This window comes from Citrobacter sp. CK198 (assembly GCF_030333295.1).
Taxonomy (GTDB): domain Bacteria; phylum Pseudomonadota; class Gammaproteobacteria; order Enterobacterales; family Enterobacteriaceae; genus Citrobacter_B; species Citrobacter_B koseri.
The window spans coordinates 21,535-35,277 of record NZ_JAOWGE010000031.1 but is presented as its reverse complement, the minus strand read 5'-3'; the positions used below and the strand labels follow the sequence as shown (position 1 = coordinate 35,277).

The following is a 13,743-nucleotide window of genomic DNA, read 5'->3' as shown; positions in this document are numbered from 1 at the left end:
TTTTCGTTAATATGCACTTCTGGCGCACGAGGGGCACCTTAACTGGCAAAAAAGCCGACGTCAAGGTGGCCCATCCCCAGCAACGGCGGGGCTTGCAGCGAATCAGCCCTGCCGATGACCAATATTACGACAACAGATTTATCAGAACTTCTTCATTTACCTGATTAATTGTTCTGCTTTTGACACAATTTGTGCGCTGGATCGCGCAGTCAGATCATAATTGTAAATATCTGTACGATACTGAGTGCGTCCGTCTGCTCCCACAAACGCCGTCAGGTAATACAGATTCACCGGAATATTCTGGCGGATGTTGACGTACCGGGTATCACCTTGCTTCAGCGCATCCGAAATCCGCGTATCGTTCCAGCCTGCATCCTGAAGCAGCATATTTGCCAGCTCAGAGGCCTTATTCACACGCACGCAGCCGGAGCTGAGCGCTCGCGTATCTTTCTGGAACAGATTGTGATTCGGCGTATCGTGCAGATAAATCGCGTCTGAACTTGGCATATTAAATTTGTAACGCCCCAGCGAGTTGTGCGCGCCCGGCGCCTGCTGGAAGCGGAACGGCAGATTCGATGGCGTAATGGTCGACCAGTCCACCTGCCACGGGTTAATCGTCTCTTTGCTGTTCCAGCCGCGCATAACGGTATAACCGTGGCGTTCCAGATACCCTGGATCATTCCAGACTTTGGGCAGAATATCTTTTCGGGCCAGCGTTGGCGGCACATTCCAGGGCGGATTCACCACCACGTTATTAAGCGCGCTGCTCATCATTGGCGTTTTCCGATCGGGGCGGCCAACAATCACCCGGGAAGCCAACACCTGGTTGCCGTTCTGGTAATAAACCAGCGAATAGGCCGGAATATTGACCATAATGCCCGTTGATAATTCTCCTGGCAGTAAACGCAAACGCTGAATATTCAGCGCCAGTACCCCTGCACGTTGCGCAGGCGTCACATTCAGCCATTCGCGCGTCGCCGGGCCGACAGCGCCATCCGCTCCCAGTCCTTGCCAGGTCTGAAAACGTTTCACCGCATCAACAAGCTCACGATCATAAGCCGCACGGACTGCCGGAGCGGATTGGCTGCGCTGAGTGGATTGCCGGGCGACAGGTTTCACGGCGGCAGGCTCCACTGCGACGGCGGAAGGGCTGACAACCACATCGGCCGCCACGTCATCCCCCGGGAGCGCTATCTTAGGCCCGCCTTCCAGCATACCGGTGCGCTGTAAAATCTCACGCAACGCAGGCACATCATTGCTCCACTGACCAGGACGCAACGTCGCGGTACTGGTCAACTGTGGCCAGGGACGAGCGTCGCTAACCAGCTTTTTCAGTGAATCATGCAGCGCGGCGTATTGCGGATGCTGTGGCGCAAGGCTGGCGACAAACGTCATCAGTTGACCGTTGTCCAGCGCAACCTGCCACTGGTTGATCACCGAAAGCGGCGGTGTTGCCAGCGCATAAGGTTTGTCGCTGTACAGCCAGCGCGTCCCTTTTACGGGAATATTGGCGATGAAATGGAGATAGCCCATCATGGCGTCGGATAAAACAGCATCTCGCGCCAGACCGGTGACTGACGGGTCGGTCAGCAGCGCGACCCAGGTGGTGAATTGCGGCTGGAACCCGGCGATGGCCACTTCCGCCAGCTGCTGCTGAAACGCTTTCACCGCATCGCGATTTTCCCACATTGGTTGCATATCGCGGGCGGCATACAGCAGTTCCAGTTGATTCAGATAAACCGGCGTATAACCAGAAGGAAGTTGCGATTGTAATTCAGCCCGGGCTTTCTCCGCAGAGATCCCCTCCGGCAGCGGCTGAATCCCCGCCATTACCGCTGTCGCAGGCGATTGCGCTTGCGGCTGTGACAACGCGGTAGGCTGTTCGCTGACGGTCGCAGAGCTGTCGCCAGGAATCATTTCAGGCTCATCGGCCTGCACACTGAACAGTGGAGCAAATGTTACGGCCAGGCATAAACTGATTGCCGACAGCCGACGACTACAAATTTTGTTAAGCAACATCCCTTGCCCCCTGTTTCTTTATCATACTTTGAATAGCCAGGTTGCCCGCTCACATTGGGTAAAAACCTGAAAACGCCAATACCTTCTGAAGTATGACGAGCAAGCCTGCTTACTCGTCAGGCTTACCTTCAGTATATAAACATCAAAAAGGTTTTGCCTAACCTAATGTAAAGAAGTTTAAAGAAAAAGCACCTGGTGTAAGGTGCTTTTCAGACTTCTATTGATCGATTTTATGATGAAAAAAGACGGCGCGAAGGCCGTCTTCATCTTACTTACCCGGCGGCCTGCGACGAGGCATCTTCGGTACCGGTGCCAGGTAGCGTCTCCGGCAGTTGTGGAGCGAAGCCACGCAGTCCGACCACATGAACGTGTTCGGTATTGTGGAAAACCTTACGCACCAGCTTATAGGTGGTGCCTTTCTCAGGGCTGATGTTTTCCGGCGCTGCGATGATAAGCTGCATTTGCAGACGTTCGCACAGTTCGAACAGCGTCGCGATGGAACGCGCATCCAGACGTGCAGCCTCATCAAGGAACAGCAGGCGGCATGGGGAGATATCTTTTCCGCGCAAGCGGCGGCCTTCGTCTTCCCAGCTTTGTACTACCATCACCAGAATGGACATCCCGGTACCAATCGCTTCACCGGTAGACAGCGCGCCGGACTCCGCACGCAGCCAGCCGTCTGAACCACGGTTGACCTCGACTTCCATCTCCAGATAGTTACGGTAATCCAGCAGCTCCTCGCCAATGGTCTGCGGCGTACGCTGCCCCATATCAATCTGCGGATTCAGGCGCTGATACAGCTTCGCCAGCGCTTCAGAGAAGGTCAGGCGGTTGCTGTTAAACAGATCCTGATGCTGCTCATGCTGTTCGGAAAGAACATCCAGCAAGGTCGCATGCGTTTCCCGCACGTTAACGTTGAGACGCACGCTGTTCACCTGACCGAACGAGACGTTTTGCAGCCCCTGGTTCAGCATACGAATACGGTTTTGTTCGCGCTGAATCGTCTTACGAATAATGTTCGCCACGCTGCGCGAGCTGATCGCCAGCTTCTGTTCGCGGGAGGTTAGCTCTTCCGTCAGGCGACTCAACTCAATTTCCATCTGTTCGATGGCCTCAACCGGGTCATCGGTACGGATGATATCCTGGCGAATACGCTCCCGAAGATGCTGGTAAACCGCCACGAAGAACTGGATCTTACGTTCCGGTCGTTTTGGATCTTCCGACATACGTAATACATCACGCAGGTGTTCGTTATCCGCCACCGCCAGACGCAACGCACCCAACGCCTTATCCGACATGGAGCGAAGTTCATCTGCCGACAGATAAGCCAACTCGCGACGATGCAGACGGCGCTCTACCCCGTTATCTTTCACCATCCGCATCACCGCGCACCACCCGGCTTTCGCGGTGACCACCTGCTCGCGCATTTCATGATAATCGCGTTCCAGCTTGCGCAGTCTGCGGGTCAGGTTATCCATTTCTGCTTCACAGAAGGTCAGCGCTTTTTCCAACTGGTTACGACGTGAGCGGTTATTGCTCAGTTGCGTATGCAGTTCGTCTCGGCGGATACGCGCGCGCTCTTCCGAACCGCTGTCGGCACGCACGCCGATATCCTGTAATTCACGTTGCAGGTCGCCCAGCAGCTCTTTCTTGGTGTCATACGAGCTTTTCAGTGAGGCCAGAACCTGATTGTACTGGCTGAGTTGCGCGGCATGACCGCGTAACGCTTCACGGGCACGGGTACGCTCGGCTTCCGCCTGTTCCAGACGCTGGCGCAGTTTTTCGTTCAGATCGCTGTTGCCGCTCAGCATTTCGGCCGAGTCGGAATAGCTGAAGTGCGCCCGACGCTGTACGACCTCGGTCAGCGCAAAAGCCTGCTGACGCGCATCCCGCTGCGTTTGCTGGGAGTATGCGTAATCTTCTTTCAGTTGCTCAAACTGTTCGGGATCGTTTTGCAGAACCGAAACGATCGGCTCCAGTTTGGCTAACTGATTACCGTGTTGCTGTATAAAACGCGCCGCTTCCTGCGCATCATCCAGACGTTCCTGAATTTCATCCACGCGGTCAGCCAGCGTGTCGTCCGCCAGCAGGTTCAGGCGCGGCAGTAAGCGGTTCAGAGCGGAGACGCCCTCTTTCGCCTGTTCGTACTGAATACGCTGCTGCTGGTTGTCGTTTTCATGCGTAGCCAGCGCGCGTTCCAGTTCAACGCGACGGCCATTCAATTGGCGAATTTCCGCTTCCGGGTCGGCCTCAAACGCGACCGCCAGATGGCTGCCGATAAAACGACTGAACGCCTGATGCAGACGCTGAGTTTTCTGCACGTCGAAGGACAACGTCGCAAAGCGTTCAGACAGCCCTTCGCGCTCAGCATGCAGACTTTCAATACGGTTTTCACGCGCGGCGCGACCAAAGATCGGCACCGTCGGGAAACGGGAATAACGCCACTGACGCTCGGCGGTTTTCACCACCACCGCGTTTTCCAGCTCATCAACGCTGAAGACGCTGTCATCGAACGACTGCGGGTCCCCTTCGATGAAATAGAGATCTTCCGGGCAATCCGTCAGCCCTTCAAGCTGTTCGGCGATCAGCGACAGATCCGGCACCACGATAGCATGACGGGACGGGCCATACAGCGCGGAGAAGTACGGCGCGTCTTCGAAGCTGACGTCATCATAGATTTCCGACAGCAACACGCCGCCAAAACGCTCCGCCAGCGCGTTCAGACGCGAGTCTTCCGAGCCGCCCGGCTGGCTTAAGCGTTCAATCTCTTCGTCAACCGCGTTCTTACGCGCGCCAACTTCGTCACGCTCTACAATCGCTTCACGCTCGCGCTCCAGCAACTGTTGCAGATACTCGGTTACCTCCTGGCTGGAGGTAAACTCTTCGCCGCTCTGTTCGCACAGCTGATTCAGACTGTTTTGCGCCGCCAGCCAGATCGGGGCGCGCTGCATTAAGTGCTGAATGCGGGACTGGAGTTGCTCCTGCTCCTGACGCAGCGTCATACGCTGTTCATGGGCGTTAGAAACGCTATCCGACAGGGCGGCGATGCGGGCTTCCAGCTCCTGGTGCAGCGCTTCCAGCTCATCAATGTCGAAATGTTTGCCCTGACGTTTACAGAATTCCGCCAGCAGGCGTTCAGCTTCCTGCTGTTCGCGCAAGCGCTGTTCCAGCTCACTCAGACGCATACGCAGCGGCTGAACCTGCTCCGCCAGGTGACGCTGTTCCACGCCTTCGCGCAGCAGGTCACGCGCCACGCTCCAGGCTTCATTACGCGCCAGTGGGCCATTAATGGCGGCCACCAGCTGATATGCCTGTTCAAACTGACTGTGCGCGGTTTGCGCCACGCTCATTTTCTGTTCCAGCGAAAGCAGTTTTTCCGTTGCTTCCTGCTCTTTCGCCTGGAACGTCTCCAGCCATTCTGCGGCGCTGTCCGCCGTCAGGTCAGGCAGATGACAAAGCGCTTTGGCGCGGTCGAGCGCCTGGATCGCCTGGTTGTACTGAATCGCGCGCGTCTGCTGCACATCCAGCGCCTGCTGATAGTCCGCCAGTTGGCTTTTCAGTTCATCCACTTCCAGCTCGGCGGCTTCCGCACGGGCTTCGTTCTCTTCCTGCATGTCGGCGGCTTCAGCCACCACTTCATTTTGCTCTTCGAGACGAATTTGCAGCTCATCGAGATCCGCTTCATAGCGCTCGATCTTCTCCTGCTGGCGCAGCGCGGTCTGCACCAGGTTCAGGTGGTCGCTGGCGGCCTGGTAATCCGCTTCCAGATCCCCTTCCGCACCGTTGTGCTCGCCCAGTTCACGCGCCATGTCGACGTGTTTGTACTGTTCCGCCGCCAGTTGCTTACGCGATGTGTACAGCTCGCGACGAAACTCCAGCGCTTTATCCAGATGAACCCGGCGTTCGTTGGCGTGGCGCATGTAGTCCGCCGCCACGTAGTTAGTGGCTTCGCTAATCAAATGCTTGAACAGGTCACGATCCGACTGGGTTACGCGGATCGCTTCCAGCGTCATACGGTTTTCACGCAGCGCGGCTTCCATATCCTGGAACGCTTTACGCACGCCGCTATTTTCCGGCAGCAGGTAGTCACGCAGGGAACGAGTAATCGCGCTGGAGATCCCGCCGTACAGCGAGGCTTCAATCAGACGATAGAACTTGCTGCGATCGGACGCAGAACGCAGACGGCGGGCAATGATGCCCAGATCGAACATCAGCGAGTGATAATCGGTGATCGAGTTAAACTGCTTAAACTGCACGCCTTCCATCGCATCGAGCTTCTCTTTCAGCTCCGCGAGGGTCAACACGCGCGCCTGGCGCTCGTTCAGCGTTTCCGTCACCAGCTGCGTCGGCTGCACCGACATCGGCAAGCCCTGAATGGCAAACGGTTTGATATCAACTTTGCGATCGCGTCCGGCGACCTGCTGCAAACGTACGCCCACCACAACACGCTGATGGCGGGAATTGAGGACGTCGAGCATGGAATAACAGACGCCCGCTTTCAGCTTACCGTGCAGGCCTTTATCGCGCGATCCGCTGGTGGCCCCGGCTTCCGTGGTGTTACGGAAATGCAGTAAGGTTAAGTCCGGGATCAGCGCCGTGACGAACGCCGCCATCGTGGTGGATTTACCGGCGCCGTTCCCGCCGGACAGCGTGGTGACCAGCTCATCGAGGTCAAAGGTGCGGGCAAAAAAGCCGTTCCAGTTAATCAGCGTTAGTGAGCGAAATTTACCGCGTTCAATCATTATTCTTCCTCTCCACTGTCCGGCTGATTCTCTTCGGTCTCATCGTTGAGTTGCAGGTGATTTTCAACCGGCATGGCTTCCCCATCGCGGATTAAGCGACGCTGCGCTTCTCGCGGATCGTCACCGGTACGCACATCCGCGCCAAAGCGGAACACCGATTCCGTGATGCGGAATTTGCTGCTGTCATGGCCCATAAACCACACCATCCCTAAGCGACGCAGACGGTTTAACGACGAGCGCACCTTCTCCTGTAGTTTCTGACGATCCACGTCAGACCCCGTTGAGCGGTTGTTGACCAGTTTCAGCAATTTGGCTTCGTCTGTCAGGGCGAGCAGCTCATCGTACAGTTCCTGCTGGGTAAAAATCCCCTCATTTGCCAACCGCTCCGGGCTGAGATAGAGATAGCAGAGGATTTTACCCACCATCATGTCCAGTTCAGACAAGACGGAGCGTGGGATAATCGTCGTGGAACGCGGGCGCAGGTAGAAAAAACCCTCCGGCGCGCGAATCAGTTCGACGTTATAGCGACTGTAAAACTCTTCCAGATACTCCTGGAAATCCATCAGGAAGGCATGATTATCCAGCTCATCCAGACCGATATGTCTGCCGGAGCGTAATGCGCTATCCAGCGCCGGAAATAACGGGTTTGCCAGCGCCTGCGCCAGCTTAACCGGCATCACTTGTTCAATATTTGTCAATGACATGCGCCTGTACCTTGGCTCCGTAATCATTAATCGGCTGCCATTTGGCTGGCAGTCCGGTGAAGTCTGCTTGCGCTACGCCAAGACGTACCGCCTGATCGATAACAATACGCGCCACGTCGAAGTGACGCGCTCGTGGGTATTGCGCCAGATATTCGCGCACTACCAGGCCGAGATCCAGTGGGGCTTGTCTGGATTTATAGATAGCCAGCTGTTCTTCGATGATCGCCGCCAGTTGTTCGCGGATCTCGTTAAATTCTTCATATTCCAGGTCCGGCGGCAGTTCGCCGGTCACCTCTTCATCGCGCAGCGCCATCTCTTCATCGCGCATATCCAGCAGACGATCGGCGTTGGCATAGGTCAGTGCCCACGGCTCATCAAAATAGCCCTGAATGGACTGGCGCAGTCGCTGGGCAAAGACGCGGTTTTTATCCATATCAATCGCAGTACGGATAAATTTGTGTACGTGTCGGTCATAGCCAATCCACAGGTCGATGGATTGCTGACCCCAGCTAATAATGCGGTCGAGTTTGCTTTGCAGATCGAACACCAGACGATCCACAAAATGCAGGTCGTCATGCGCCATCGTGGCGTCCTGGATGCGTAACAGATTGGCCTGCAATTTATCGCCAGCCGCTTCGAGCGTATCCTGTAACTCACGCAGCGTGCCGGATGTTTCAGAAAGCAGCAGTTCGCAACTCGAAATCGCCGCGCGCCAGTCTTTGTTCAGCAACTGCGCAATGTCGTCTTTTACCTGCTGCTGCTGCTCATCCATGATGCGCTGGGTCAGGTCGATGCTGTCGAAAATTTCCGCGACCGAATATTTCAGCGGCGCATAAACGTTGCGATGCCAGTGAAATTCGTCGCCGCCCTCATCTGCCGCATCCGCCGCCCGCTTCAGTTCACCCGCGACAATGGATAGCTGCATGGAAAGGCGCAACGTGGAAAACTCACGCTGGCGGATGTAGTAATCGGTAATGCCAATCCCGAGCGGCGTCAGGCGATAAATGGCGTTGCCTTCCGCTTGCTCGCTGGTAAAGCGGTTCAGCAGACGTTGACGTACCATATCGTTGATCGCGTTGTTGGCGCGCACGCCGATGGTTTCGCTGGTTTGCTCAAACGCATCACTGACATGGCGGAACGCATCCACCAGTTCGCCTTCACTCATCTCCCCGTCCAGGCGCTCGCCGTTCAGCGTGGCTACCGCCAGCAGGAACGAAAGTCGGTCTACCGGCAGAGAGATGGAAAAGTCATTTTTTCTGGCCCAGGCAACCAGTTCGGGGACTGTCTGGGAAAATTCACTCATAAGTTATCCTTGCATCTGCGGTTTGCGCGCGGTGACATGAATGTAGCGGCCAAGGCTAATATACGGCTCCTGGCGGCAATAACGCGTTTCTAATTCAACTAACATCTCATAGCAGTCACGCTGTTGATGCTTCTCACGCAGATAATCATGAAATACGCGTACGCCGGTCTTACCGGTAATCTGCCAGCCAATATCTTCCAGCCACTGATAAACCTGCTCGGGTTTACGTGGATAGTCTGGCGAAAGCGTACGCTTTTTGCGTTTTGGCATCCCCACCTGCACATAGTCAAAGTTCCCTGCCACCATGTTATGCATCAACAGGCCGTTAGCATTGTAGAACATTAACGACAGTGCTCCGCCGGGGCGCAAAACTGACCAAAGCGTCTCTAACACGCCGACCGGTTCCGCCACCCACTCCAGCACAGCATGAAACAATATCAGATCAGCGGAGGTTTCCAAATGCGAAGCGACATCCTGAACGGCGCATTGTATAAAATGCATGTTTCCGCTCACACCTTTTGCTTCTGCCGCCTGCTGCGCACGCGCGATCATCTCGCCGGACAGATCGCACAATGTAACCTGATGCCCACGCTCCGCCATTTTGATGGCCGTTTGCCCCTCTCCGCCGCCAGCATCCAGGATGTGCAGTTTTTGCTCGCCGAATTCCGCCAGCAACCGATCAAGATCCTGCCACAGAATCGCCTGTCGCAGCTGTCCTTTGGTGGTTCCGTAGATGTTACGGGAAAACTTTTCAGCAATGTCATCAAAATTGCGGTCCCGCATCGGACTCTCCACAGGCTGGCTCAGGTGTGCTTTTAAAAAGAAGCTATTTTGTCATAGTCGCGGCGATATTTAACCTGTCTGGTGTAATATCCCTGCTGATCCCCTGCTGTATGGTCAAAAAAGGAACCAAAAAGGATGCTTTTTACTCTGAAGAAAGTGACTGGCGGTCTGTTGCTGCCGCTTCCCTTTATGCTGCTCATCATGGGCGTGGGGCTGGCGCTGGTATGGTTTAGCCGCTTTCAGAAAACCGGGAAGGCGTTTATCAGCCTGGGATGGCTGGCAATATTTCTGTTAAGCCTGCAACCTGTTGCTGACCGTTTACTCAAACCGATTGAAGACAGTTACCCCACCTGGCAGGGAACGCAAAAAGTAGACTACATCGTGGTACTGGGCGGCGGCTACACCTGGAACCCCCAGTGGGCGCCCAGTTCGAATCTGATCAATAACAGCCTCCCACGTCTGAACGAAGGCGTACGCCTCTGGCTGGCCAATCCGGGATCGAAACTGATCTTTACGGGCGCGGCGGCAAAAACCAATCGCGTGAGTACGGCAGAAGCGGGCGCAAGAGTGGCACAATCGCTGGGTGTGCCGCGCAGCGACATCATCACGCTGGATCAGCCAAAAGATACCGAAGAAGAGGCGGAAGCGGTGAAACAGGCCATCGGCGATGCCCCTTTCCTGCTGGTCACTTCCGCCTCCCACTTACCGCGCGCCATGATCTTCTTCCAGCATGTTGGGTTACATCCGCTGCCTGCGCCAGCCAATCAACTGGCGATAGATTCACCGTTAAATCCGTGGGAGCGAGCAATTCCCTCCCCGGTATGGTTGATGCATAGCGATCGCGCCGGTTATGAAACGCTGGGGCGCATCTGGCAGTGGCTGAAAGGCGCGTCAGGCGAGCCAGGGCAGCAGTGATTTTGTCGCGAGGTCAAAGTTGGAGCGGCTAAAACGCCCGGTATTGACCAGCTGCGCGACTTCGTCCCATAACACATAAAGCCAACGCCGCCAGATGAACGATTCCGCCACTGGCGCGTGTTGCAGATAATGCCAGAGCAGCCCTTCCGCCAGCGCATTGTCCATCAGCCGGAACAGTTCATACTCTCGTGGCGCCCACAGCATAACGCCAGGCCCCACCATCGCCAGAAGCTGATCGCTGCGGGCGTCTTTCAGCATACTGCGCAGGCTAAAATTGCCGTGGATGAGCACGCAATTATCATTAAATCCTTCAAACAGCGCAGGCAGGCACTCCCGAGTACGAAACAGAATGCGTTTATCCTGCATAGTTAACCCGGTGTTGTTGAACTGGTTTAACGTCGTCCATAGCACTTCAACACGCTGGCGATACCAGGACGGCCAGATATTTTCCTGCGTATGATCCACCGCACCCACGCAACCCCGACTGTCCTGCCGATGCCAGGCTAACAAACCCTCTACAATCTGATCCTTCAACTGCTCCCAGCGCTCAGGCGTGCGGGTGGGCGCTTCCACAGAGACGCCACGCAGACGCTCCAGCAGCAGGACATCAGGCCCAGGGTGTTCATCATGCGTCATCACGCCATAGACAACCGGCATGCGTACCGTGCCGCTACGCGCCAGCATGGTCGTTTTCCATGCCAGTTGCTGCGCCACGCCAGGGGTCGTAAAACTTCTCGCCATTAGAGGCATCGGGTTTCCCTGACTGTCGTACAGCGACCACAAGGCCGTATCCGCCTTTTCACTCACGCACTCTATACGGCTGAGTTTTTCGCCCAGCAGATGACTCAGTTCGGCTCGCAGCTGTTCCATTTCAGATTGCCCTCATAAACGCCACTGCTTTTATAATGAGCGCCGTATGGACAGATGTCACCCGGATGAGATCAATTGATGAAAAGAAAAATGAAGGGAAAATCGTAACGATACGACACTCCTCCCATTTGTGAGAGGAGTGCGATAGCGGATATCAGCGCATTTCGGCGCGAACGCGCTCAAGATCTTCGGCTGTATCAACGCCCGTTCCCGGGACTTCTTTGGCGACGGCAACATGGATTTTTTCGCCATACCACAGCACACGAAGCTGCTCCAGCATCTCAATATGCTCAAGCGGGCTGGGCTGCCAGTTCACGTAGCGGCGAATAAACCCGGCGCGATAGCCGTAAATTCCCAGATGGCGCAGGAACGTGTCGCCCACGGTCTCAAGGCTTTTCGCAAAACGATCGCGATCCCAGGGGATCGTCGCACGCGAGAAATAAAGCGCATAGCCTTCAGCGTCCAGCACAACTTTCACTGCATTAGGATTAAAGGCTTCTTCAGCACCGTGAATCGGCGCCGCCAGCGTCGCCATACCAACCTGGCGCTGTGCCAGGTTTTCCGCCACCTGACGAATAATCACTGCCGGGATCATCGGCTCATCGCCCTGCACGTTAACAATAACGGTATCGTCGCTAAAACCGCATTTTTCAACGACTTCCGCCAGACGCTCCGTCCCGGACTGATGGTCAGCGCGCGTCATGCAGACTTCCCCACCCGCCGCTTCTACCGCGCGAGCGACATCTTCATGGTCCGTCGCGACAATAATGCGTTCAGCGCCAGATTCGCGCGCGCGTTCCAGAACATGCACGATCATCGGTTTGCCGTTGATATCCAGTAAAGGCTTACCGGGCAGACGTGTGGACGAAAAACGAGCGGGAATAATGACCACAAAACTCATGATTTACTCTCATCAGCAGTAATGGAACGCGCTTCCGTTTCCAGCAATACCGGAATGCCATCGCGCAATGGGAAAGCCAGGTTATCCAGTTTGCAAATCAGTTCTTGTTTTTCCTGGTTATACCAGAGTTTGCCGTTGCATACCGGGCAGGCAATGATTTCAAGTAGACGATGATCCATAGTTCCTCCAGATGGACCGGATTGTGAATTCATCAATATTAACATAATCGTTTATGAGACCGCGTCTATTTCCCAGCCATGACGATTTTCTGCAAACAAGCAGGATGGGCAGCTCCCTAGCGTGACGCGGCTGGCCTGTTGCCAGCGAGCGAACGCATTAATCGCCTGCAACAGCCCTTTTTGCAGCGTCGGGCCCGGTTTAACCCCCTCCTGCAACCAGAGCGAGATGACTTCCAGCACGCCCGTTTTGCGATGCATTTTGGCATCCATGCGCCCAACCAACTGCCCCCGATGCAGCAGCGGCAAAACAAAATAGCCGTACTGGCGTTTAGGCGCCGGGGTATAGCACTCCAGGCGGTAGCTAAAATCGAACAACTGCTCTGCCCGTTTCCGGTCCCAGACGACGGGATCAAAAGGGGATAAAACCGCGCTATGCGTAGCGGTGAGCTTATTGTTCAGCGCCTGCTCCAGTAGCGGCAACAGATCGGCGTGTAGCCACATTGCCCCCAGCCTGTCGGCCTGAACGGGAACCAGTTGCCCTTGTTCAACGCGGATATCACGCCACGTTTTCACTTCAGGTCGCCGCAGGCGATAGTAATCCGCCAGCCACTGCTCGCGAAAAATCCCCAGACTGCGCGCGCTATTATCCAGCATGGCGATTTCTGCTTCTGCCTGCGACAGTAAATCGCGTTTATCGTCCCAGTGCGGCATCACGCGTTGCGTCAGGTCATACACGCGCTGAAAGTTGCGCCGTTCTACAACCATGACTTTCCCGGCAGTGAACAATCCTTCAAGATGGCGCTTATGCGGCTTCCACTCCCACCATCCACTGGCGCCTTTGTGTGGATGCGCAAAATCCGCTGAGCGCACAGGGCCGTTATGGTGAATATGCTGGATCAACTGCGCGATCTCATCGGCATGTTCCTGCATCCACGATGCTTTGTACTTCCAGCCCATCTTCTCAGGCGCCAGCATACGGTGACGAATTAGCGTAAAGTCGCTACGCGGTAAGAAACAGGCCTCATGCGCCCAGTATTCCATGAGTTCGCCACGCGACAACGAGTCGTCCAGCCACTGTTGCGGGTAGTGGCCCAGACGGCTAAACAGCACCAGATAGGGGCTGCGCGCCACAACGTTGATCGTATCGATTTGCAATAAAGACATGCGCGAAATCGTCGCGAGAATATCCGCAGGCAATGCCTGACGGCGGGGCTTTTTCAGCAAACCTTGCGCAGCAAGATGGAGATGACGAACATCCGTAAGAGAGAGATGCGGCAACGACATGTATAACTCCGGGAATCGTTCGCTGCCGCCACATCAATTTGTG

10 protein-coding genes are annotated in these 13,743 nt (G+C 55.5%); 1 reads left to right on the top strand and 9 read right to left on the bottom strand.

What is annotated here, in order from left to right:
- Positions 1-156: 156 nt before the first annotated feature.
- The 5 genes from ldtD to cmoM all read right to left on the bottom strand — a co-directional run bounded on the left by ldtD (position 157) and on the right by cmoM (position 9,551).
- Positions 157-2,019 (bottom strand): L,D-transpeptidase, encoded by a 1,863-nt coding sequence (ldtD, locus tag OGY62_RS12510; protein WP_286460028.1) that lies wholly within the window; start codon positions 2,017-2,019, stop codon positions 157-159.
- A gap of 272 nt (positions 2,020-2,291) precedes the next feature.
- On the bottom strand, positions 2,292-6,761 hold the full coding sequence (mukB, locus tag OGY62_RS12505; protein WP_130028914.1) for a chromosome partition protein MukB: 4,470 nt from the start codon (positions 6,759-6,761) through the stop codon (positions 2,292-2,294).
- A complete protein-coding gene (gene mukE / locus OGY62_RS12500; RefSeq protein ID WP_024130476.1) occupies positions 6,761-7,465 on the bottom strand; it encodes a chromosome partition protein MukE in 705 nt (234 codons plus the stop codon). The genes mukB and mukE overlap by 1 nt, the downstream gene beginning before the upstream one ends.
- Positions 7,446-8,768: a chromosome partition protein MukF gene (gene mukF / locus OGY62_RS12495; protein WP_012133002.1), complete on the bottom strand. Its 1,323-nt coding sequence runs from the start codon at positions 8,766-8,768 to the stop codon at positions 7,446-7,448. The genes mukE and mukF overlap by 20 nt, the downstream gene beginning before the upstream one ends.
- A gap of 3 nt (positions 8,769-8,771) precedes the next feature.
- Positions 8,772-9,551, bottom strand: coding sequence for a tRNA uridine 5-oxyacetic acid(34) methyltransferase CmoM (cmoM, locus tag OGY62_RS12490; RefSeq protein WP_115626555.1), 780 nt, complete (start codon positions 9,549-9,551; stop codon positions 8,772-8,774).
- A 135-nt stretch (positions 9,552-9,686) separates the two neighbouring features.
- On the opposite strand from cmoM, the gene elyC reads away from it, so the two are divergent.
- The gene (elyC, locus tag OGY62_RS12485) at positions 9,687-10,466 is read left to right on the top strand and encodes an envelope biogenesis factor ElyC (RefSeq protein WP_012133005.1); all 780 of its coding nucleotides are present in this window, start codon (positions 9,687-9,689) and stop codon (positions 10,464-10,466) included.
- On the opposite strand, the gene OGY62_RS12480 is transcribed toward elyC, so the two are convergent.
- The 4 genes from OGY62_RS12480 to OGY62_RS12465 form a co-directional block, all read right to left on the bottom strand.
- Positions 10,443-11,336 carry a YcbJ family phosphotransferase gene (locus OGY62_RS12480; RefSeq protein ID WP_286460026.1) on the bottom strand — a complete coding sequence of 298 codons (894 nt, stop codon included), beginning with the start codon at positions 11,334-11,336 and terminating at the stop codon, positions 10,443-10,445. The two genes, elyC and OGY62_RS12480, sit on opposite strands and share 24 nt — an antisense overlap.
- Before the next feature lie 154 nt (positions 11,337-11,490).
- Positions 11,491-12,237, bottom strand: a complete 747-nt coding sequence (gene kdsB / locus OGY62_RS12475) for a 3-deoxy-manno-octulosonate cytidylyltransferase (protein ID WP_012133008.1) — start codon at positions 12,235-12,237, stop codon at positions 11,491-11,493.
- A complete protein-coding gene (gene ycaR, locus OGY62_RS12470) occupies positions 12,234-12,416 on the bottom strand; it encodes a protein YcaR (RefSeq protein ID WP_012133009.1) in 183 nt (60 codons plus the stop codon). The genes kdsB and ycaR overlap by 4 nt, the downstream gene beginning before the upstream one ends.
- 51 nt (positions 12,417-12,467) lie before the next feature.
- Entirely contained in the window at positions 12,468-13,700 is a 1,233-nt protein-coding gene (locus OGY62_RS12465) for a winged helix-turn-helix domain-containing protein (protein WP_286460025.1), read from the bottom strand.
- Positions 13,701-13,743: the final 43 nt, after the last annotated feature.